Genomic DNA, 22,000 nt, shown 5'->3' with positions numbered 1-22,000 from the left:
ATGGAGCTCGTTCTGGACCTGCAGGCCATGGAAGACACCGAGGGCCCCCAGTTCGGCGGCGGCAGCGGTGGCGGTGGCGGCGGCTCGAACCTGAGCCTGCTGGCCTCCTGCAACAACAGCACCGTTTCCCTGCTGACCTGCCACTGAGCTAGTCGCGGCTAGGCGAGACGCGGGAGCGGCACAGGCCAAGTGCGCCGCTCCCGCGTTCCTATTCAACCCCGAGGGGGCCGGTGCGCGACAGTTCGTTCGGAAGGTGGGACACGCCGATGCGGGGTGACCGGTTGCTGGCCGAGGTGGCCGGTGGGGACCGCGCCCGGCTGGGCCTGGTGCTGCTGACCGCGCTCACCGCCACCACCGCGGGTCTCCTGCTGCCCGGCGCGCTCGCCGGCGCGGTGGACGCCGCGATCTCCGGTCAGCGCAGCTGGCCCCAGGTGCTGCTGCTGCTCGGGCTCGGCGCACTCGACATCACCGCCGACGTGCTCGGCGGACTGCTCACCGTCGCCGTGACCAGCACGGCCACCGCGGCACTGCGGCGACGGCTCACCCGGCACCTGCTCGGCCTCGGCACCCGCTCCCGGTTCGCCGACGGCGACGCGATCAGCCGGCTCACCGGCGACTGCGTGAGCGCCGGTTCGGTCGCCTCCATCCTGGTGCAGCTGGGTTCGGCGGCCTGCCTGTCCGTCGGCGCCATCGTGCTGCTGGCGGTGCTCGACTGGCGGCTCGCCCTGGTTTTCCTCGGCAGCGTGCCGATCGCACTCTGGCTGGCCCGCTCCCACCTGCGCAACACCGCCGACGACGTGCTGACCTACCAGCGCGTGTCCGGCGAGATCTCCGCACGCCTGCTCGACGCCGTGCGCGGGCTGCGGACCATCGCCGCCTCCGGCACGGCCGATCGGGAGACGCGCCGGGTGCTGCGCCCGCTGCCCGAACTCGGCAAGGCCGGTTCCGGTATGTGGCAGACCCAGGCGCGGATGATCTGGCGTGCCGCGCTCCTGCTGCCCGCGGTCGAGGTCGCGGTGCTGATCGCCGCCGGGTTCGGCGTGCTGAACGGCAGGCTGAGCGTCGGTGACGTGCTCGCCGCGCTCGGGTACGTCGCGCTCGGCATGGGGCTGGTCGGCCAGATCCCGTTGCTCACCACGCTGGCCAGGGCCCGTTCGTGCGCCCAGCGGATCAGCGAGGTGCTCGACGAACCGCTGCCGCACCGCGGTCGTGCCGACGTGCGGCCCGGTCCCGGTTCGGTGGAACTGCGCCGGGTCACCGTGCCCGGCGCGCTGTCCGAAGTGGACTTGACGATTCCGGGCGGGACCTTTCTCGCCGTGGTGGGGAAATCCGGGTCCGGCAAGTCCGCGCTGGTCGGTGTGGTCGGCGGGCTGATCCGGCCGGAGGAGGGCCGCGTGCTGCTCGACGGCGTGTCCACCGGCCGCCTGCGACCCGAGGTGCTGCGGTACTACGTGGCCTACGCGTTCGAACGGCCCGCGCTGCTCGGCGGCACGGTCGCCGAAGCGGTTTCGTACGGGACGTGGGCCGGTGAGATCGCCGTCCGCAACGCGTGCCGGGCCGCGCAGGTGCACGATCTGGTGGTGCGCCTGCCCGACGGATACCGCACGCCGCTGGCGGAAACCCCGTTGTCCGGCGGGGAAGCCCAGCGCCTCGGCCTGGCGCGCGCGATCGTGCGAAACCCGCGTGTGCTGGTGCTCGACGACGCGACCGCCAGCCTCGACACGGTCACCGAAGTGCGGGTCGACGAAGCCATCGAAACCGCGTTGCCGGGTCGTACGCGGCTGGTGGTCACCCATCGGGCCGGGACCGCGGCGCGGGCGGATCTGGTGGCCTGGCTGGAAAACGGCCGGGTGCGTGCGGTCGGTCCGCACGACGTGCTGTGGCGGGAACCCGGCTACCGCGCGGTTTTCACCGAGGAAGCCGAGCAATGAGCATTACCAAACTGTATTGGGGCTCGCTCGGCAGGCAGTGGCGTGGCGGGCTGGTCCTGTTCGGCTGCTCGGTGCTGGAAAGCGTGCCCGCGTTCCTGTCCGGGCGGCTGGTCGCGCTCGCGGTCGACCGCGGGTTCGCCGCGGGCGACCCGCTGACCGGCGTGCTGTGGTTGCTGGTCTTCGCACTGGTCGCGGTGATCGGCGCGCTGGGGTCGCGGCTGGTGTGGCGGCAGCTCGGCATGGTGATCGAACCGATTCGCGACGCGCTGGTGACCGCGGTGGTCAGCGGGATCCTGCGCAACGGCGCCACCAGCCGGAACGCGCCCGACGCCAGCGGGGTCGCGCGCATCACCCAGCACGTGGAGGTCATCCGCGACGCCACCGCCGGACTCCTGGTGCAGGCACGAGGAATGCTGGTGACCACGGTTGCCGCGCTCGCCGGCTTGTTCACCGTGGCGGGCGGGCTGGCCTGGCTGGTGGCGGTTCCGGTGCTGACCGCGCTCGTGCTCTTCGCCTGCCTGCTGCCCGCGCTCGCGGCGCGTCAGCGCGCGGTGGCCATCGCGGACGAACGCACCGCCGAGGTGGCCGGTGGGGTGCTCGTCGGCATGCGGGACGTGGTCGCCTGCGGTGCCGAGCAGACCGCGGGCATGGCGGTCTTCGACGCGGTCGACGACCAGGCCCGCGCCGCGGTGCGGATGGCACAGGCGACCGCGATGCGCACGCTGGTCATCGCGATCGGCGGCTTTTCCCCGTTGGTTCTGGTTCTGCTCAACGCGCCGGGCATGGTGGCGGCCGGTGAGCTGACCGCCGGGGCCGCGCTCGGCTCGCTGGTCTATCTCGCCACCACCATGCAACCCGCTTTGCAGGGCCTGGCGTCCACCGCGAGCACGGTGGTGCTGCGCCTGCTGGTCGCCGTCCGCCGACTGTCCGAAGTGGCCGGTGAGCCCCCGGAAGCCGGCGGCGGCGCCGAACCGGCGGGCGCGGCGATTTCCGTACGCGGGCTGACCTTCGGCTGGGGTGAGCACGCGGAACCGGTGGTGCGCGGGCTGGATCTGGACCTGGTCCCCGGTGACCACCTCGCGGTGGTCGGCCCGAGCGGGATCGGCAAGTCGACCCTGGCCGGACTGCTCACCGGGCAACTCGAACCGCAGGACGGACTGGTGCGGCTCGGTGGAGTGCCGGTGCGCTCGGTGCGGCCGGAGGTGGTGCACCGGATGGTCGCGCTGATTCCGCAGGAGGCCTACGTTTTCGCCGGGACCGTGCGGGAGAACCTGGCGCTGCTGGCGCCGGAGGCGACCGACGAGCGGTTGTACGAAGCCGCCCGCGCGGTCGGTGCGGGCGACCTGGTGGACCGGCTTGGTGGGCTGTACGGCGAAATCGGCCATGCCGCCGAAGGGCTTTCCGCCGGTCAGGCCCAGCTGCTCGGGCTCGCCAGGGTGTACGCCAGTCAGGCCGAAGTGATCATCCTGGACGAGGCGACCGCGCACCTCGACCCGGCCGCCGAGGCCCACGCGGAACGCGCTTTCGCGGCCAGGGGCGGGATTCTGGTGGTCATCGCCCACCGGCTCAGCTCGGCGCTGCGGGCAAACCGCCTACTGGTGATGGACGGCGACCACACCCTGCTCGGCACGCACGAAGGACTGCTGGCCGAGTCTGCCAGGTACGCCGAGATGATGCGTGCCTGGACCGGCACCCCCGAGCGGGTGCGGGCCTCGTAACCTACCGCCGTGACTGCGGAAACGGATGGGAATCCCTTCGACGGCGGGGTCAGCTGGGACCGGCGCGGCGAGCACTGGGTCGGCGTGTTCCACCCCGGCTACCTCAGCCTCTTCCGCGAGCACATCGCCACCCTGCGCGGGATCATCCGGCGCCGCCTCGACCAGCACGCGGCCGGTTTGCCGGAACTCGAACCGGATCCGCGGGTGGCGGCGATCCTGCGGTTGCGCGACGGCGCCGGGCTGTCCGAACTGGAAATCCTCTTCCCGGTGGTGAACCGGCTCGCCGAGGTGGAGGCCGAGGTGCCGGAGACCGGCGGCGTGGTGGAACTGCGCGGCTGGGAGGACCGGTACCGCTGGGGCTCGGCCGCGCTCGACGTCTGCATCGCCATCACCGAGTGGGTGCAGCGCTGGTCGCGCGGGGAGCAGGTGGACGGCGCGCACTGCCCCGACCCGGCCGCGCTGGTGCTGTGGAGCAGGCAGTGCGAATGGCTCAACGAGCACATCGTGGTGCCGCTGCGGCCGTTGGTGGACCCGGCACCCGAGGGCTGACCGACTTCCGACCCTTGTTACTCACCAGTAAGACTGGCACAATTTTCCTGATCGTCTCCGGCCGGAACCGGGTACGATAACCCGCGCTCGGGCGGACCGAAGGGTGGCACGCCGCATGGGGTTGACCGTTGCGCGCACCGTGGTGCGCCTCCTGGCCGAGGCCGGGGTGCGGCGCGCGTACGCGATTCCCGGTGAATCCGTGGTGGACCTGCTGGAAGCGCTCCAGGTGGAGCCCCGGCTCAACCTGATCTCCGCGCGCCACGAAGCCGGTGCCGCCTTCATGGCCGACGCCGACGGCAAGCTCTGCGGCACCCCCGCGGTGGCCGTGGCGGGCAGCGGCCCCGGCGCGACGGGCATGACGGCCGCCGTGCACACCGCCTTCCAGGACGAGACGCCGATGGTGGTGCTGCTCGGCCAGGTGCCATCCGGTGACCTCGGCGAGGAGACCTTCCAGGAGGTCGACCTGGTCCGGTTGTACGCGCCGCTGGCCAAGTGGACGGCGGAGGCGACCACCCCGGACGAGGTGCCAGGACTGCTGGCCGAGGCGCTGCACGCGGTGAACACCGGCCGCCAGGGACCCGCGGTGCTCTCGGTGCCCGCCGACTTCTGGGCGCGCCCGTTCGAGAGCGTGGTGCAGCGGCCCGCCGAGGTCGTCGTGCCGCCCGGCTCGCTGGAGCGGCTGGCCGGCGAGGTGGCGCGCCTGGTCGACGACGCGCGGTACCCGGTGATCATCGCCGGTGGCGGGGTGCGCCTGGCGCGCAAGCAGCTGATCGACGCGGTGGACCACCTCGGGCTCGCCGTCTACACCGCTTTCCGCAGGCAGGACGCCTTCCCGGAGAACCACCCCAACTACGTCGGCCACCTCGGCCACGGTGTCCCGGACGACCAGCTCCGCGCGCTGGAGCAGGCGGACCTGGTGCTCGCGCTGGGCACCCGGCTGGACGAGGTGACCACGCAGCGGTACCGCTACCCGGCCTACACCCAGCCGCTGGTGATGGTCGGCGGCGGCCGTCCCGGTCCGCGGCGCCGGGGGCTGACCTTCCACGTCGACACCGACGTCGCCCGGTTCCTCAGCGAGCTGCGGCAGGCGGCCAAACCGCGCAAGCGCAACTGGACGGTGGCCCACCAGGCGGTCAAGGAGTTCATGCGCCTGCCGCAGCGCGGCACCTCGGGCCCGGTCCACCCGGCGGACGTGGTGCGCTCGCTGCGCCAGCTGGCCCCCGAGGACACCGTGGTGACCACTGACGCGGGCAACTTCGCCGCCTTCGTGCACCGGTACTGGTGCTTCACGCAGCCGCGCACGCAGCTCGGCCCGTGCAACGGCGCGATGGGCTACGCGGTGCCCGCCGCGGTGGCCGCGAAGCTGGCCGAACCGCACCGGACCGTGGTCGCCATGGTCGGCGACGGCGGCGCGCTGATGACCGGGCAGGAGATCGAAACCGCGGTCCGGCACCGGGCCCCGGTGATCGTGGTGGTGTTCCAGAACGGGCTGTACGGCGCGATCGCCGCGCACCAGGCGCGGTCGCACGGCCGGTTGTCCTCGGTGGCCGTCGGAACGGTGGATTTCGCTTCCTGGGCAAGGGGTCTCGGCGCCGCCGGGTACACCGTCAACGACCAGGAGGAACTGGAGCCGGCGCTGGCCAGCGCGCTGATGCGGCAGCGGCCGTGCGTGGTCGACGTGCGCACCGATCCCGACGTGATCGCCCCCGACCAGCGGTTGAGCACCATGCTCCGGTCGCGCCTGGAGAGCTGACGCGCGAAGCCTTCTCACTGACCGGTTTTTGTCGGTCCGCCGTGGCACAATCGGCGGCACACGGACCGAGCGGTACGGGGTCCGCGAGAGAGGGTGGCGAACATGGGGAACGAAACAGCGGGGCATCCGGCCAGGACCTCCGGCGTGGCGCCGGTGGCCTTCAGCAACACCGAGGCGCCGGAGCCGATCAAGTCGATGACCAGCGCGGCCGACCGGGACGCGGTCACCAGGTCCCCGTTCTCGGCCGAGGCGGCCGGGAGCAGGCGGACGGGAGAATAAGCCGGGTCGTGAGGATCACCCGGACGGGCTCATCACTGGCGGGCGGCCCCGGTTGTGTGCTTTACTTCCGGTGGTCTCAAGCTTTTGTGTTCGTGCTGGGTGCTGACACCCGTTCTCTTCTCAGCCACGCTCGCAAGACTTAGCGGGCGTAGTGCGTTCCCCACTCGGGGAGGCAAACCGTTCCGTTTTGACCCGGGGTGCCGGCCTGGCCCCTCGATTGTTTTTACGCATGGAGATTGTTTTATATGACTCAGGGCACCGTGAAGTGGTTCAACTCCGAGAAGGGGTTCGGCTTCATCACTCCCGACAACGGCGGCGGCGACGTCTTCGTTCACTACTCGGAGATCCAGGGCAACGGCTTCCGCACGTTGGAGGAGAACGCTCGCGTTGAGTTCGAGATCGGCCAGGGCCAGAAGGGCCCCCAGGCCACCTCGGTCAACCTCATCTGAGACTGACCCTCAGCTCTTCGACGAAGGGGCTGTCACCGTGCTACCGGTGGCGGCCCCTTCGCCGTATCTCCACCCTGATCTCCACCTTCGGGCGGGTCCCGCGAGCCGGGTGCCGTCCTAGTCTGATCAGGTGAAGTCTTCCGGTGGCATCGCGCCGTCCTGGGTGATCATCCAGGGCCTCGGCACGGTACTGATCGCCTTCTTCCTGATCGTCTCCGACGACCGGAACCCGTGGGTCTGGGCCGGGTACGCGCTCGCGGCCGCGGCCTGGCTCGTTTTTGTGGCGACCCTGGGCAGGCGCCCACGGCTCGCCGTGCCGATGCTGGCTGTTTCGACCGCGACGGCCGCTGCGCTGGCCGGTCCGGCCACCGGCGTGACCGCGACGGTCATCACCTTGCTCACCATCGGGCGCTTCGCCGGGCTCACCATCGCGAGCGGCAGGCTGATCGGCGTGGTCGTCGGCCTCGACCTGGTGCTGGTGATCGGCGGCTGCCTGCTCTGGGACCGCCCGGCCTGGGATGTCGGCGGTGCGACCGCCGCGGTGCTGGTCTCCGCGCTGTGCGGGCTGAACCGCCGCCAGACCGATCTCCGCGTGGCGCAGACCGAGCAACTGCTCGAACAGACCCGCCTCGCCCACGCCGAGCACGCCAGGGCCGCGGCTCTCGACGAACGCACCCGCATCGCCCGCGAGATCCACGACGTGCTCGCGCATTCCCTTGGTGCGCTGGGTGTTCAGCTCGAACTGGCGGAGGCGCTGCTGGCCGAGCGCGACGATCGCGAGGCCGCGCTCACCACGATCCGCCGGTCGCGGCGGCTGGCGGTGGACGGCCTCGGCGAGGCACGCGAGGCGGTCGCCGCGCTGCGCCAGGACCTGCCGTCGCTGCCGGAGGCGGTGACCCGGCTGGTCGAGGTGCACCGGCGCGATCGCGGCCCGGTCGAACTGGACCTGTGCGGCGAGGTGGTCGCGGTGCCGACGGTGGCCACCGTCGCGCTGACCGCGGTCGCCCGCGAAGCGCTGACCAACGCGGCCAAGCACGCTCCCGGCGCCCGCGTCGAAGTGGTGTTGCACTCCGGTGACCAGGGCGTTCGCCTCGAAGTGGGGAACGGAGTGCCGCCGGGGCACGGCCGGGGGAAGGGCTTCGGGCTGACCGGGATGCGCGAGCGACTGGAGCTGGCCGGTGGCACCCTGAACGCGGGACCGGACGGGGGAGATCGATGGCTGGTGACGGCGGAAGTGCGGAGATGATCAAGGTCATCGTCGCGGACGACCAGCAGGCGGTGCGCGAGGGATTGGCCGCGTTGCTCGGCATGGCCGGTGACGTGCTGGTGACCGGCACCGCCGCGAACGGCCGCCAGGTGCTCGACCTGCTCACCGCCGGGACCGAGGCCGACGTGGTGCTGATGGACCTGCGCATGCCGGTGCTCGACGGGGTGGGGGCGACCACCCTGATCACCGCCGAGCACCCCGGCGTCGCGGTGGTGGTGCTGACCACCTACGCCGACGACGAGTCGATCGGCGGTGCGCTGCGCGCCGGGGCCCGCGGCTACCTGACCAAGGACGCCGGGCGGACCGAGATCGCCACCGCGCTGCGTTGCGCGGTGGCCGGCCAGTCGGCCTTCGATCCGGCGGTGACCCAGCGCCTGGTCGAAGCGCTCGACTCGCCCCCGCCCGCCTCGCGCGTACCGCCCGATCGGCTGACCGCCCGCGAGGCGGAGGTGCTGGGGCTGATCGGTGGCGGGCTGACCAACGCCGAGATCGCGGCCAAGCTGTTCATCGGGGAAACCACGGTCAAAACGCACATCAACAACGCCTTCGCGAAGATCGGCGTCCGCAATCGCGCGGAAGCCGTGCGCTACGCGTACCGGCACGAGCTGGGCTGATTTCGATTGCGAGGTCGCTCAAAGCGACCTCGCCGCCGTGCCGAAGGCGCGGCCAAAATTTCGGTTGTGGCCCGCAGGTCGGTGGTACCGGTCGCGGTATCTCCTATACGTTCATGCCCGGACGTAGGAGGGGTGGAGGAATCCGATGACGAGCACCGGTAGCACCGGCAGCGTGGCGACGCCCGCCCGGCCGCCCAGCTCCGGGCCGCCGCGCGGGCCGGGAGGGGAACCGCCGCCACGCGCGGCGGAGACGCGCACCGGGCTCGCCGGACTTTTCGCGCTGCCGGGACTGGCCGTGCGCGCGGTGGTCCGGTCGGCGGCCGCCACCCCCGGCCGGTTGACGGTGATCGCGGTCGGCCTGGTGCTGCTCGCGCTGATCACCGGCATCATCGGCGCGATCTCGGTGCAGGGCAAAAAGGACACCATCAACGAGCTGATCGACCACCGCGAACCGCTGGCGGTGGCGGCGCAGCAGGTGTACCGCTCGCTCTCGGACGCCGACGCGACCGCGGCCAGCGCCTTCCTGGCCACCGGCACCGAGCCGCCCGCCCTGCGCTCGCGGTACGAGCTGGACGTGGCGCAGGCCGGCTCCGCGCTGGCGAAGGCGGCTTCCGACGCGGGCGGCGTGCCCGAGGCGGCTGCCCAGGTGGACGTGATCAACCAGCAGTTCCCGGTCTACACCGGGCTGATCGAGACGGCTCGCGCGAACAACCGCCAGGGCTTCCCGGCCGGTGCCTCCTACCTGCGCGAGGCGTCCGAGCTGATGCGGACGAAGATCCTGCCCGCCGCGGCCGATCTGTACCGCATCGACACCGAGCGGTTGATGACCGAGCAGGACGACGCCACCGACGTGCCGTGGGTGGCCGGCGTGCTCGTGCTCGCCCTGCTCGGCTCGCTGATCGCCACCCAGGTCTACCTCAAGCGCCGGACGAACCGCGTGCTCAACGTCGGCCTGCTGGTGGCCACCGGCGCGGTGGTGCTCGCGCTGCTCTGGAGCGCGGTGGCGCTGGTGGTGCAGGGCATCGCGGTCGGCAGCGGCAGCGAGAACGGCACCCGCCAGGTGGATCTCGCGGTGCAGGCGCGGATCTCCGCGCAGCAGGCCCGCGCCGACGAGACGCTCACGCTGGTCGCGCGCGGGGACGGGGCCAAGTACGAGAAGGAGTTCACCGAGCTGACCACGAAGATGGTCGGCCAGGACGGCAAGGGCGGCCTGCTCGGCGAGCTGCGCTCACTGGCCGCCGACGCGGGGAACACCGAGCAGGTCGACCGCGCGATCACCGAGGCCGGCGTCTGGCTGCAGGCGCACCGCAAGGTGCGGGAGAACGACGACGTAGGCAAGTACGCCGAAGCGGTCAGCCTGGCCATCGACGAGCGGCAGGCCGAGGGCTCCACCGGCGCCTTCCTGCGGATGGACGAGAGCCTGGTCGAGGTGATCAAGGACGGCAGGCAGGAGTTCCTCGACGAGACCTCCTTCGCGGACGGCGCGCTGACCCTGCTGGCGCCCGGGGTCGCCGTGCTCGCGGTGATCGCCGCGGCCGGTGCGACCATGGGGATCCGGGAAAGGCTGATGGAGTACCGATGACACGCAAGAGGACCCGGCTCGCACTGGCACTGGTCGCGGTGGGCGCACTGCTCGCCGGTTGTGGTGGCGCCGGCACCCCGGTGGAGCCGGCGCCGATCGCGTCGGCGGAGCGCCCGCGCCCGGCGAACGTGGTCGAGGGCGCCGAACCGCAGCCGGAACCCAAGGGCGAGGACTGCAACGCCACGGCGAGCCTGCGCCCGGAGGGCACCGGCATGCCGCCCGGTTCGACCATGGACAAGATCAAGGAACGCGGGCAGCTGATCGTCGGCGTCGACCAGACCACCTACCTGTTCGGCTTCCGCAACCCGACCAGCGGTCAGCTCGAAGGCTTCGACATCGACATCGCGAACGAGGTGGCGAAGGCCATCTTCGGCAACGCGTGGCGCTCGCACATCCAGTACCGGGCGATCTCCTCGGCGCAGCGGGTCGATCTGCTGAAGGAGGGTTCGGTCGACATCGTGGTGCGGACGTTCAGCATCACCTGCAGCAGGCTCAAGGACATCGGCTTCTCGTCGGTCTACTACACCGCCGGTCAGCGGCTGCTCGCGCCGAAGAACGCCAACGTGCGCAGCCTGGCCGACCTCGCGGGCAAGAAGGTGTGCGCGACCAGCACCTCGACCTCGTCGAAGGTGATCGCCGCGGACAAGAACAACCCGGTGCTGGTGACCGTGGAGAACTGGTCGGACTGCATGGTGCTGCTCCAGCAGAACCAGGTCGACGCGGTGTCCACCGACGACACCATCTTGGCGGGCATGGCCGAGCAGGACCCGACGACCGAGGTGGTCGGCGAGCCGTTCACCGTGGAGTCCTACGGCATCGGCGTGCCGAAGCAGAACACGGACATGATCAAGTTCGTGAACGCGGTGCTGGAGGGCGTGCGGAACGGGCCGTGGCAGGAGAGCTACAACCGCTGGCTGTCCGAGAGCCTCGGCTCGGCGAACCCGCCGCAGCCGACCTACCGCTAGGCGTCTAGGTCCGGTGGCCGAGCAGGGCGGAGATCTCGCGGGCCGCCTGCCGGGTGCGGCGGCCCGCGTCGTGCAGGCGCCCGCCGAGTCGTGACTTGGGCGCGGCGAGGTTCAGCGCCGCCACCGCCCGGCCGCGGAAGTCCCTGATCGGCGCGGACACCCCGACCAGCCCCGGTTCGTACTCCTCGTCGACCACCGCGTATCCCTGCTCCCGCACCCGGTTCAGCTCCACCCAGAGTTCGGCGATGCCGCGCGGCCGGATCGGGTGCTCGGCGCAGAGCGGTTCGGTGGTGCCGAACCGGATGTGCAGCTCGTCCGGGGTCAGATCGGTCAGCAGCACCCGGCCGACCGAGGTGCACGCCGAATGCGTCGAATGCCCTTCGCTGCCCGCCAACCGGAACGAATGGCCGGGCGACACCGAGAACACGGTCACCACGCCACCCTCCCGCAGCACGCACAGGTGCGTGGTCTCCTCGACCTCGGCGGCCAGCCGGTGCATCACCGGTTCGGCCTGTCGCTCCAGCCGGGTTTCCGCGGCCCGCGCGACCAGGGCGAACAGCCGCCACCCGAGGTGGTAACGCAGCGTGCCGGGATGGCGCTCGACCACGCCCTCCTCGGCCAGCGCGCGCATCGCCCTGGACACCTGGCTCTTCTCGCGGCCGGTCAGCTCGGCCAGCCGGATCACGCCGAGCCCGTCCGCGGCGGCGGCCTCCGGGGAGGCGAGCGCTTCGAGCAGCGCGAAGTCCCGGCGCAGGCCGGCGCCTCGCTGCGGATCCCGGGGCACCGGCCCAGCATAGGCGCGATAGTTGCCACCAGCGCAACAACGGTTCCGATTCGGCCTATGCCCCTTGTGACTTCTCGTCCGTGAACGTAACTTCGGCGTTCGCCGCCGAGGGGGAACGCCGCCGATGAAAATCGTCGACATCACCGTGGACCAGCTCCGGCTGGAGCTGGACCCGCCGTTCGCCGCCGCGTGGGATCCGGTGCCCCGCACCGCGTTCGACGCGACGGTCGTGCGCGTGCACACCGACGCGGGGCTGACCGGCATCGGCTCCGGGGACACCATGGCCGGGTTCGACGCCTACCGGCACCTGTTCCTCGGCACCGACCCGCTGGACATCTCGCGGCACGTGCGCGCCATCGAATCGGCCAACTTCCACGGCGCCAAGTACTGGCCGCTGGAAGCGGCGTTGTGGGACATCATCGGGAAGGCGAGCGGGCAGCCGGTCTCGATGCTGTTCGGCAACGCGGCGAAACGGTTGCGCGCCTACGCTTCCACCGGCGAGCTGAAAACCCCGGAGCAACGGGTCGAAGCCTCGCTGGAAATGGCGAAGACCGGTTTCCGCGCGCTGAAGATCCGGATCGACAGGCACCGGCTCGACGAAGGCGTCGACGTGGTGCGCGCGGTGCGCGAGGCGCTCGGCGACGGGGTGGACCTGATGGTCGACCTGAACCAGTCGTGGCGGATGCCGGGTGACGTCGAACCGGCGATGGACTTCGCGAAGGTGCGGGGCGTGGTCCGGCGGCTCGCCGAGCTGGACGTGTTCTGGGTGGAGGAACCGCTGCCCTACGCCGACGTCGCCGGGTTCAGGGCGCTGCGCTCGACCGGGGTGCGCATCGCCGCCGGCGAGATGCAGTCGTCGATCCCGGAACTGCTGGCCTACCTGGAAGCCGACGCGCTCGACGTGTACCAGATGGACGTGGTGCTGGCGGTCGGCATGCACCGGGCCCGCACGCTCGCCGAACTGGCGCGGCTCAAGCACCGCCAGTTCACCCCGCACAGCTGGACCAACGGCATCGGCGTGCTGGCCAACCTGCACGTGGCCGCCGGGGTGGGCGCCACCCCGTACTTCGAGTTCCCGTACGACCCGCCCGGCTGGACCCCGGCTCGCCGGGACTTCATGCTCGACCAGCCGCTGATGATCGATGTGGACGGTGATCTGGTGGTACCCGCTTCGCCCGGCCTGGGAATAGACCTCGACGAATCCGCCATCGACGCCACCAGGACCGCGTGATGGAGCGCCTGTTCGTCGACGGGTCCTTTGTGGACGCCGTATCCGGTGAGACGTTCTCCACCACCGCGCCGAGGGACGGCAGCGTGCTCGCGGAGGTGGCTTCGGGGCACGGCGAGGACGTCGACCTCGCGGTCCGCGCCGCCCGCCGTGCCTTCGAGGACGGCCGCTGGCGGTCACAACCTCCTGCCGCGCGCAAACGCGTGCTGTTGAAACTGGCCGAACTCCTGCGCGTCAATTCCGAGGAACTGGCGCGGGTGGAGAGCATGGACACCGGCAAGCCGATCGGGGAGGCGAGCCGGGTCGACGTGGCCAAGGCGGCCGACACCTTCGCCTGGTACGCCGAGGCGATCGACAAGGTCTACGGCGAGATCGCGCCCACCGGTCCGGACGCGCTCGCGCTGGTCAGCCGGGAGCCACTGGGCGTGATCGGCGCGGTGGTCCCGTGGAACTACCCGCTGATGATCACCGCCTGGAAGCTGGCCCCGGCGCTGGCCGCCGGGAACTCCGTGGTGCTCAAGCCGGCCGAGCAGTCGCCGCTGTCGGCGCTGGTGCTGGCCAGGCTGGCCGCCGAGGCCGGGCTGCCGGACGGCGTGCTCAACGTGGTGACCGGATTCGGTGAGACCGCCGGTCGCGCATTGGGGCTGCACCCGGGGGTGGACAAGATCGCGTTCACCGGATCGGCGCCGGTCGGCCGGGCCTTCCTCGGTTACGCGGCGTCGTCCAACGGCAAGCAGGTCTCGATCGAGGCCGGTGGCAAGTCACCGCAGCTGGTGCTGCCTGACGTGTCCGATGTGGACAAAGCAGCCGAGTCGATCGCCTGGGGCTTCTGCTACAACGCCGGGCAGACCTGCAACGCCGGTTCACGGCTGGTGGTGCACTCCTCGATCGCCGCGGAGCTGGTGGACGCGGTGCGCAAGGTGCTGTCCGGATTCACCGTCGGTGATCCGCTGGACCCGGCGACCACGATCGGCCCGGTCATCGACGACACCCAGCTCACCACCGTGCTCGGTTATCTCGACATCGGCCGCGCGGAGGCGACGGCGGTCCACGGTGGACGGAGGCTGCACGAGGAAACCGGTGGCTGGTACGTCGAGCCCGCGGTGCTGGAGGGGGTGGCGAACACCGCCACCGTGGCGCAGGAGGAGATCTTCGGCCCGGTGCTGGTCACCACCACCTTCGACGAGCTGGAGGAAGGTATCCGGATCGCCAACGAGACGCGGTTCGGCCTGGCCGCCTCGGTGTGGACGGCCGACTTCCGCACCGCGCACCAGGTGGCCGCGCGGCTTCGGGCGGGCACGGTGTGGGTCAACACCTTCGACGCCAGCGACGTGGTCACCCCGTTCGGTGGTTTCGGCGAGACCGGCGGCGGGCGTGACAAGTCGCTGCACGCGCTCGACGGTTACACCGGGCTCAAGACGACCTGGTTCGATCTCTCATGAGGGCGCGGGTGGAGTTCGGCGTCGGCGCCACCGGCGCGCTGCCCGCGGTGGTCGACGAACTCGGGCACCGGCGCGTTTTTGTGGTCACCGACAACGGGTTGCGCACGACCGGTGTGCTCGGCCGTGTGCTGCGCGTGCTGGAACGCGCCGGAATTCCTTATGGCTGCTACGAAAGCGTGCGCGCGAACCCATCGGTCTCGATCATCGAGGAGGGCGGGCAGGTGCTGCGGCGGTACGGTCCGGCCGCGGTGCTCGGGGTCGGCGGCGGGTCCGCGCTGGACGCGGCCAAGGCGATCTCACTGCAGGCGGCCGGGCCAGGCGCGGACGGACGGCCGGTGATCGCCGTGCCGACTACAGCGGGCACCGGCGCGGAGACCAACGGCTTCGGCGTGTTCGAGGACGCCGGGCGGAAGGTCTACTTGGGACACGATTCGGTGCGGCCGGTGGCGGTGGTGCTGGACCCGGAGCTGACCGTCGGCCTGCCGCCGCGGGTCACCGCGGTGACCGGGGTGGACGCGCTGGTGCACGGGATCGAGTCGCTGTCGTCGCCGCGCGCGGACTCGGAGTCGATCCGGTACGCGGGCCGCGCGATCGCGAAGGTGAGCCGGTGGCTGCCGGTGGCCGTGCGGGACGGTGCGAACCTGGAGGCCCGCGCGGGCATGCTGCTCGGCGCGCACCTGGCCGGGCTGGCGCTGACCCGGTCCGGGCTGGGCCTGGTGCACGGGTTCGGCCACGCGATCACCGCGCGGCTCGGCATTTCGCACGGACTGGCGCTGTCGTCCGTGCTGGAGCCGGTCATGCGCTACTCCGCGAGCGTGGCGGCGCCCGCGTACGCGCAGGTGGCGCTGGCCGGTGGGCACGGCTCGGCCATCGGACTGGCCGGTGAGCTGCTGGACCGGGTCGGGGTGCGGCCCACGCTCGCGCAGCTCGGCGTGACCAGGGAACTGGTGCCGGAGCTGGCCGCGGCGGCGCTCGCCGACCCGGTCACCGACAACGCGCCGCTGCGCCCGAGCCCGCCGGAGGCGATCGACCTGCTCGCATCGGCGCTGTAAGCCACTGGTGAGACTGGCGACCATCTAGGATCGGGCGGGAGATCCGCGGTCGCTTGGAGGTACGCAGTGTCGGAGGAGCCACGCCGGCCGAGGCACGCCGCGCCGGACGAGCCCGGCGGTGGCTGGACCGAGCCGTCCGCCGACGACGAGCCGGGTACCGGCTGGCGCCTGTCGCCGGACGTACTCGGCGGCGGTGACCAGGCGCCGGAGGCGGACCGGACGGTGCACCAGCCAGGCCGCCGCCCGTCGGCGGAGCAGCCGACCGTGCAGGGCATGCGCCCGGTACAGCCCGCTTCGCAGGGCCAGCCCGCCTTGGAGGGGCCGCTCGCTTCGCAGGGTGCGCCTGCTTCGCAAGGGCAGTCCGCCTCGCAAGGATCGCCTGCTTCGCAGGGCCAGGCCGCTTCACCGAGGCCGCCCGCGTCGCAAGGGCAGGCGTCGCAAGGGCCGCCTTCGCCACCGCAGGGGAAGCCCGCGCAGGGGCCGTCGAGCCAGCCGTTCCCGGCGCAGCCGCAGGGCCAGCCCGCGCAGGGGCCGTCGAGCCAGCCGTTCCCGGCGCAGCCGCAGGGCCAGCCCGCGCAGGGGCCGTCGAGCCAGCCGTTCCCGGCGCAGCCGCAGGGCCAGCCGGGGCAGGGGTCGTTCCCGGCGCAGCAGGGCCAGCCGGGCCAGTCGAGGCCGGGGCCGTCCAGTCAGCCGTTCCCGGCGCAGTCCGGCCAGTCACAGTCCGGCCAGCCCCAGCAGGCCGGTCAGCCGCAGGGTGTGCGGCCGGGACAGGTGCCGCGTCGTCAGGTGCCGCAGGCTGTCGAGGCGCAGCCGACCAGTGTGCTCGCCGCGCCCGCGCCGGCGACCCAGAGCATCACGCCGCCCCCGCCGATGCCCGAGCCGAGCGGCCCGATGCAGCTGCCCGACCCCGGCACCGAGAGCGTGCTCCCGCCCAGCAGCAGCGACGGCATGTCCCCCGGCACCGGCCGGGGCACCGGCACCGGCACCGGAACGGGCACCGGCCCGCACACCGGCTCCGGCGCCTTCCCCGGCACCTCGCGCCGCACCGGTTCGCGCTCCTCGCGCCGCGGCCGCCTCGGCGCCGGGCTGGTCGACGTGCCCCAGGTGCCCTACCGCGACCCGGCCTCCGCCGTGCTCACCGACCCGGTGGTCTCGGAGGAGAAGCGCTTCTGCGGCAACTGCGGGGCCAAGGTCGGCCGCGGCAAGGACGGCAAGCCCGGCTCACCGGAAGGCGTGTGCGCCAAGTGCGGCAACGCCTTCTCGTTCAAGCCGAAGCTGCGTCCGCACGAGATCGTCGGCGGGCAGTACGAGGTGCTCGGCGCGCTGGCCTACGGTGGCCTCGGCTGGATCTACCTGGCCCAGGACCACAACGTCAGCGACCGCTGGGTCGTCCTCAAAGGACTGATCGACACCGGTGACGCCACCGCGATGGCCGCCGCGGTGAACGAAACCCGGTTCCTCGCCGAGGTCGAGCACCCGAACATCGTCAAGATCTACAACTTCGTGCAGCACCCGGACTCGGTCACCGGCAACTCCGTCGGCTACATCGTGATGGAGTACATCGGCGGGCAGTCGCTGCGGCAGCTCGCGCTGGCGCACCACCGCACCGCCGGCCGCGCCGAACCGCTGCCGATCGGCCAGGTGATCGCCTACGGGCTGGAGATCCTGCCCGCCATGGGCTACCTGCACAGCCAGAACCTGCTCTACTGCGACCTCAAGCCGGACAACGTGATCCAGACCCACGAGCAGCTCAAGCTGATCGACATGGGCGCGGTGCGGCGGATGGACGACTACGAGAGCCCGCTGTTCTTCACCACCGGCTACAGCGCGCCCGAACTGGCCACGCACGGCGCTTCGGTGGCTTCGGACCTCTACACCGTCGGCCGCACGCTGGCCGTGCTGAGCTTCGAGTTCACCGGCTACACCAACAAGTACAAGTCCACCCTGCCGCCGGTGGACCAGGTGCCGTTGTTCGCGCTCTTCGGTTCGTACCACCGGTTCCTGAAGCGGTCCACGCACGCCGACCCGGACCGCCGCTTCCTCTCCGCCGAGGAGATGGGCGACCAGCTCACCGGCGTGCTGCGCGAGATCATGGCCATGGGCACCGGGAAACCGCGGCCCGGCGCGTCGACGGTGTTCGGCCCGGAGACCCGGTCGTTCGGCGTGGACATGGACGTGCCGGAGGCCGGGCAGCCGGTGCCGCTGCCCAGTCCGGAGGACGTGGTCGGCGGGCTGCCGGTGCCGCAGGTCGACACCGACGACCCGGCGGCGGGCGTGCTGGCCACCACCGCGGCGGCCGATCCGCGCGAGGCGATCGAGGCGCTGGTGAACGCGCCGCACAACTCGATCGAGGTGCGGCTGCGGATCGTGCGGGCGCGGATCGAACTCGGCGAGCTGGCCGAGGCGAACCGGCAGTTGCAGGCCGCGCAGTACCTGGCGGTCAAGAACGGTTTCCCGCACGACTGGCGGATCGACTGGTACCGCGGGCTGATCGAGCTGGCCGGTGGACGGCCGCGGGTGGCGCAGGTGGCCTTCGACGCCGTCTACGACGAGCTGCCCGGTGAGATCGCGCCGAAGCTGGCACTGGCGATCAGCGCCGAGGCCAACGGCGACCCCTTCGGCGCGTCGCGGTTCTACGAGCTGGTGTGGAAGACCGACCACAGCTACGTCAGCGCCGCGTTCGGCCTGGCGCGGGTGTACCTGGCGCAGGGCGCGCGAGCGGGCGCGATCGAGGTGCTGGAGTCGGTTTCGTCGTCGTCCTCGCACTACATCGCCGCGCAGGTGGCCGCGATCAAGATCAAGACGCGGCCGAACCGGGAGTCCGGGGTGGCCTCGGACCGCGACCTGCTCGACGCCGGTTCCCGCATCGAACGCCTGTCACTGGACGCGGAACGCCGCACCCGGCTCTCGGCGGAGGTGCTGGAGGCGGCGTACGGCTTCGTGCGCGCGGGCGCGGCGAAACCCGAGACGCACCGGGGTTTGAAGGTGCTGGGCTGTGAGCTGGGTTCGGAGCGGGAGCTGAGGTTCGGGCTGGAACGCTGCTACCGCACGTTGGCCCGGTTGGCTGGTACGACGGATCAGCGGATTGCGTTGGTGGACAAGGCGAATGCTATTCGGCCTCGGACGCTGACCTGACCGGGGATGGGGAGGGGATGGGTGGGCAGGGTGGTCCGGTTTTGTCTGCCGGGTTCCGTTTCGTTGCCCTCGTGTTAGGGCGCCTGTAGCTCCACGACGGTGATGTCCGGTGGGGCGCCAACGCGTACCGGCGGGCCCCAGAAGCCGGCGCCTCTGGTTACGTAGAGCTGCGTGTTCCCGTGCTGCGACAAGCCGGCCACGGCCCCCTGTTGCAGACTCACCAGCAGCTCGAACGGGGTGATCTGGCCACCATGCGTGTGTCCGGAGAGCTGGAGGTCGACGTCGTGCGCCACGGCGTCGGCGACGTCCACCGGCTGGTGGGCCAGCAGCACCACCGCGCGCGCCGGGTCGCGGCCTTGCAGGGCCTTGCCGACGTCGGCGTCGTCCTGCCACTGGTACGCCGTCGCGTCGTTGACTCCGGCCAGGTCGAAGGTGCCGCCGTTGTGCGTGATGGGCACGCGCTCGTTACGCAGCGTCCGGATGCCGAGCGTCGGCACGTGGTCGACCCATTCCGTGTACCCCGAGTAGTACTCGTGGTTGCCGGTCACGAAGAAGGTGCCGTGCGTGCTTCGCAGGTCCCGCAACGGTTCCGCGGCGTCGGCCAGGTGCTCGACGCTGCCGTCGACGAGGTCGCCGACGATCGCCACCGCGTCCGGGCGCTGCTCGTTGACCAGGTCCACCACCCGCTGCGTGAACGACCGGCCCAGCAACGGCCCCAGGTGCACGTCGCTGATCAGCGCGATCCGGAAGCCCGACGCCCGCGGGTCCAGCCGCCGCAGGGTGATCGGCACGCTGGTCACGGTCGGCCCGCCCATCGCCACCGTGGTGCCGTAGCCGACGATGCCGGCCGCGGCCGCTCCGGCGACCACCGCGGTCCCGCGCGCCAGGAACACCCGGCGGCTGACCCCGGCGATCGGCTCCTCGGACTTCGCCCACTTCCGCAGGAACAACCGCGGCACCTCGAGCACCAGCGTGGCCAGCATCAGGTAGTAGAACAGCGCCAGCCACAGGTACCCGGGCCAGGCGAACCACTGCGCGACGGCCGGGTCCGCCCGCGTGCCGAAGACGAACGCGGCGATCATGAACGCCACGAGCAGGATCAGCGCCACCGCCGCCACCCGGCGCACGAGCCCCGGCGAAGTGGTGTCGCGGACCAGCCGTTTCCAGATGTAGATGTGCAGGAGCGCCAGGCCCCCGCCGACGACGAGCAGGAACATCAGGGGTTGATGTCCCAGTCCCGTTCCGCGGCCCGGCCACTGGCCTTCAGCCGCTCGACCGACTCCTCGCCCGCGTGCTTCGCGAAGTGCTCGAAGCCCACCTGCACGAACAGTCCGCGTGCCCGCAGCGCGATCGGGCCGTCCTCGGCGTCGAGGCGGCCGTCCGCGCTGACGTAGATCTTGCGCCCGGCGACGCCGTCGAGCTTGGCGCAGATGAACAGCGTCGAGCCGACCGGCACCGGCTTCACGAAGTCGGTCTCCAGCTTCCCGGTGACCGCGGGGCGGCGCAGCAGGTGCCCGACGGTGGCGCCGAGCGCCTCGTCGAACGCGCAGGCCAGCAGGCCGCCGTGGGCCAGGCCCGGCGCGCCCTGGTGTGCCTCGGTGACCAGGAACTGCGAGTGCACCGTGCCGCCGTCACCGACGGTCGAGCGCAGCCGCAGCCCGGCGTCCTGCTGGTCGCCGCAGCCGAAGCAGTGCTCGTAGTGCATGCCGAGCTTCGTGCCTGCCGGCGGCGCCTGCGGGTGCGGTACCGCGGGCTCGGTCTCCACCGGCGGCCACGGCTGGGCGGACTTCGTCATGCGTTCACGGTAATACGACTACGCGAAGTGGTTGAAAGCGCACTTAATTCGCGGGCGCCGGCCGCTTCGCCCGGCGGGTGATCCGCGAGCTGACGATGCCCCGCAGCGACACCCCGGCGGTCTCCGGCAGCAGCAGGATCGGGATCGCCGCGATCGCACCCGCCGCCATCAGGTAGAACGCCGGCCACAGCGTGTTGCCGGTCGAGTCGACCAGCGAGCCGACGATGTAGGGCGCGGTACCGGCGAACGCCGCGGTGGAGAAGTTGTACCCGATCGAGAAGGCGCCGTAGCGGACCTGCGTCGGGAACATCGCGGGCAGCGTCGAGGCCACCACCGAGAGGAACAGCACCAGGCACAGCCCGAACAGCGCCAGCCCGCCACCGAGCATCAGCACGTTCACCCCGGTGTCGGTCTTGCTGTTCTCCATCAGCGTGAACGCCGGGATCGGCACCACCAGGAACCCCGCGCAACAGGTGATCAGGATGGGTTTCCGGCCGATCCTGTCCGACAGCGAGCCGATCGGCACGATCACCGCGAGCATGCCGAGGATCACCGCCATCACGATCAGCAGCGGCGCGTGGCCCTCGAGCTTGAGCACGTCCTTCAGATAGGTCTCGATGTAACCGAACATCATCCAGTCGCCCACGTTGAGCAGGATGACCAGGCCGATCAGGTGCAGGATCGACTTCCAGTGCTTGCTGAGCAGTTCCTTCAGCGGCGACTTCGAGACCTGCTTGGCCTTCTCGATCTCCTGGAACACCGGGGTGTCCTCGAGCTTGTTCCGCAGGTACAGCCCGACCAGGCCGAGCGGCCCGGCGATCAGGAACGGGATGCGCCAGCCCCATTCGGCCATCGCCTCGTTGCCCAGCAGCACGGTCGCCAGCGTCACCGTGCCCGCGCCGAGGAAGAACCCGACCAGCGTGCCGAACTCCAGCCAGCTGCCGAGGAACCCGCGCTTGCGGTCCGGGGCGTACTCGGCGATGAAGGTGGCCGCGCCGCCGTACTCACCACCGGCGGAGAACCCCTGCAGCGCGCGCAGCAGGATCACCAGCACCGCGGCGGCGGGCCCGATGGTCTCCCACGACGGCAGCAGCCCGATCACGAAGGTGGACCCGGACATCAGGATGACCGTCAGCGCGAGCACCTTCTGCCTGCCCAGCTTGTCACCGAGCGGGCCGAGCACGACGCTGCCGAACGGCCTGATCACGAACGTCACCGCGAGCAGCGCGAACGTGGCGAGCGCGCCTTCGGAGGTGCTGCTCGCGTTGAAGAAGACCTGGCCGAGGATGGCCGGCATGAAGCCGAAGACCCCGAAGTCGTACCACTCGATGCAATTGCCCATCGCCGAACCGGCGACGGCTTTCCGGATCTGCTTCGGATCCGCTTCCTGCGGCGCCGCGTCCGTGGCGCCGACCGCCTGATCGCTCATCAGCCGACCCTAGATCGGCTGTTGGAAA

Annotated in this window: 19 protein-coding genes; 15 read left to right on the top strand and 4 right to left on the bottom strand. The window is 71.4% G+C overall.

Going from position 1 to position 22,000, the window contains the following annotated elements:
• From YIM_RS45735 to YIM_RS45685, 11 genes are all read left to right on the top strand, one after another.
• Window positions 1-147, top strand: coding sequence for a SapB/AmfS family lanthipeptide (locus tag YIM_RS45735; RefSeq protein ID WP_153036271.1), 147 nt, complete (start codon window positions 1-3; stop codon window positions 145-147).
• A 119-nt stretch (window positions 148-266) separates the two neighbouring features.
• Window positions 267-1,931, top strand: a complete 1,665-nt coding sequence (locus YIM_RS45730) for an ABC transporter ATP-binding protein (protein WP_153036270.1) — start codon at window positions 267-269, stop codon at window positions 1,929-1,931.
• Window positions 1,928-3,649 carry an ABC transporter ATP-binding protein gene (locus YIM_RS45725; protein ID WP_153036269.1) on the top strand — a complete coding sequence of 574 codons (1,722 nt, stop codon included), beginning with the start codon at window positions 1,928-1,930 and terminating at the stop codon, window positions 3,647-3,649. Before YIM_RS45730 ends, YIM_RS45725 begins: the two co-directional genes overlap by 4 nt.
• Before the next feature lie 9 nt (window positions 3,650-3,658).
• Window positions 3,659-4,198, top strand: a complete 540-nt coding sequence (locus YIM_RS45720; protein ID WP_153036268.1) for a hypothetical protein — start codon at window positions 3,659-3,661, stop codon at window positions 4,196-4,198.
• Between the two features lie 115 nt (window positions 4,199-4,313).
• A complete protein-coding gene (locus YIM_RS45715; RefSeq protein ID WP_153036267.1) occupies window positions 4,314-5,951 on the top strand; it encodes a thiamine pyrophosphate-binding protein in 1,638 nt (545 codons plus the stop codon).
• A 102-nt stretch (window positions 5,952-6,053) separates the two neighbouring features.
• Window positions 6,054-6,230 carry a hypothetical protein gene (locus tag YIM_RS45710; protein WP_153036266.1) on the top strand — a complete coding sequence of 59 codons (177 nt, stop codon included), beginning with the start codon at window positions 6,054-6,056 and terminating at the stop codon, window positions 6,228-6,230.
• A gap of 245 nt (window positions 6,231-6,475) precedes the next feature.
• Window positions 6,476-6,679 (top strand): cold-shock protein, encoded by a 204-nt coding sequence (locus YIM_RS45705; RefSeq protein WP_153036265.1) that lies wholly within the window; start codon window positions 6,476-6,478, stop codon window positions 6,677-6,679.
• Window positions 6,680-6,809: 130 nt separating this feature from the next.
• On the top strand, window positions 6,810-7,925 hold the full coding sequence (locus tag YIM_RS45700) for a sensor histidine kinase (RefSeq protein ID WP_153036264.1): 1,116 nt from the start codon (window positions 6,810-6,812) through the stop codon (window positions 7,923-7,925).
• On the top strand, window positions 7,922-8,560 hold the full coding sequence (locus tag YIM_RS45695; RefSeq protein ID WP_153036263.1) for a response regulator transcription factor: 639 nt from the start codon (window positions 7,922-7,924) through the stop codon (window positions 8,558-8,560). Before YIM_RS45700 ends, YIM_RS45695 begins: the two co-directional genes overlap by 4 nt.
• A 145-nt stretch (window positions 8,561-8,705) precedes the next feature.
• Window positions 8,706-10,142 (top strand): hypothetical protein, encoded by a 1,437-nt coding sequence (locus YIM_RS45690; RefSeq protein WP_228004421.1) that lies wholly within the window; start codon window positions 8,706-8,708, stop codon window positions 10,140-10,142.
• Window positions 10,139-11,107 (top strand): glutamate ABC transporter substrate-binding protein, encoded by a 969-nt coding sequence (locus tag YIM_RS45685; protein ID WP_153036262.1) that lies wholly within the window; start codon window positions 10,139-10,141, stop codon window positions 11,105-11,107. Before YIM_RS45690 ends, YIM_RS45685 begins: the two co-directional genes overlap by 4 nt.
• Window positions 11,108-11,111: 4 nt before the next feature.
• On the opposite strand, the gene YIM_RS45680 is transcribed toward YIM_RS45685, so the two are convergent.
• The gene (locus tag YIM_RS45680; protein WP_228004420.1) at window positions 11,112-11,891 is read right to left on the bottom strand and encodes an IclR family transcriptional regulator; all 780 of its coding nucleotides are present in this window, start codon (window positions 11,889-11,891) and stop codon (window positions 11,112-11,114) included.
• Window positions 11,892-12,015: 124 nt separating this feature from the next.
• Here YIM_RS45680 and YIM_RS45675 point away from each other — a divergent pair, with 124 nt between their 5' ends.
• From YIM_RS45675 to YIM_RS45660, 4 genes are all read left to right on the top strand, one after another.
• On the top strand, window positions 12,016-13,122 hold the full coding sequence (locus YIM_RS45675; protein WP_153036260.1) for a mandelate racemase/muconate lactonizing enzyme family protein: 1,107 nt from the start codon (window positions 12,016-12,018) through the stop codon (window positions 13,120-13,122).
• Window positions 13,122-14,561 carry an aldehyde dehydrogenase gene (locus tag YIM_RS45670; protein ID WP_153036259.1) on the top strand — a complete coding sequence of 480 codons (1,440 nt, stop codon included), beginning with the start codon at window positions 13,122-13,124 and terminating at the stop codon, window positions 14,559-14,561. The genes YIM_RS45675 and YIM_RS45670 overlap by 1 nt, the downstream gene beginning before the upstream one ends.
• Entirely contained in the window at window positions 14,558-15,613 is a 1,056-nt protein-coding gene (locus YIM_RS45665) for an iron-containing alcohol dehydrogenase family protein (RefSeq protein ID WP_153036258.1), read from the top strand. The genes YIM_RS45670 and YIM_RS45665 overlap by 4 nt, the downstream gene beginning before the upstream one ends.
• 66 nt (window positions 15,614-15,679) lie before the next feature.
• Window positions 15,680-18,748 (top strand): tetratricopeptide repeat protein, encoded by a 3,069-nt coding sequence (locus tag YIM_RS45660; protein ID WP_370468933.1) that lies wholly within the window; start codon window positions 15,680-15,682, stop codon window positions 18,746-18,748.
• Window positions 18,749-18,822: 74 nt separating this feature from the next.
• Here the strand turns inward: YIM_RS45660 and YIM_RS45655 are convergent, their stop codons facing one another.
• The 3 genes from YIM_RS45655 to YIM_RS45645 are packed head-to-tail and all read right to left on the bottom strand — an operon-like array spanning window position 18,823 to window position 21,972.
• Window positions 18,823-19,965, bottom strand: coding sequence for a metallophosphoesterase (locus YIM_RS45655; protein ID WP_153036257.1), 1,143 nt, complete (start codon window positions 19,963-19,965; stop codon window positions 18,823-18,825).
• The gene (locus YIM_RS45650) at window positions 19,965-20,543 is read right to left on the bottom strand and encodes a PaaI family thioesterase (protein WP_153036256.1); all 579 of its coding nucleotides are present in this window, start codon (window positions 20,541-20,543) and stop codon (window positions 19,965-19,967) included. Before YIM_RS45650 ends, YIM_RS45655 begins: the two co-directional genes overlap by 1 nt.
• A gap of 43 nt (window positions 20,544-20,586) precedes the next feature.
• Window positions 20,587-21,972: an MFS transporter gene (locus YIM_RS45645; RefSeq protein WP_153036255.1), complete on the bottom strand. Its 1,386-nt coding sequence runs from the start codon at window positions 21,970-21,972 to the stop codon at window positions 20,587-20,589.
• Between the last annotated feature and the right edge of the window lie 28 nt (window positions 21,973-22,000).

The sequence above is a fragment of the Amycolatopsis sp. YIM 10 genome (assembly GCF_009429145.1).
Classification (GTDB): Bacteria; Actinomycetota; Actinomycetes; order Mycobacteriales; family Pseudonocardiaceae; genus Amycolatopsis.
The sequence above is the reverse complement of the archived record's forward strand: the minus strand, read 5'-3'. Positions and strand labels throughout refer to the sequence as shown.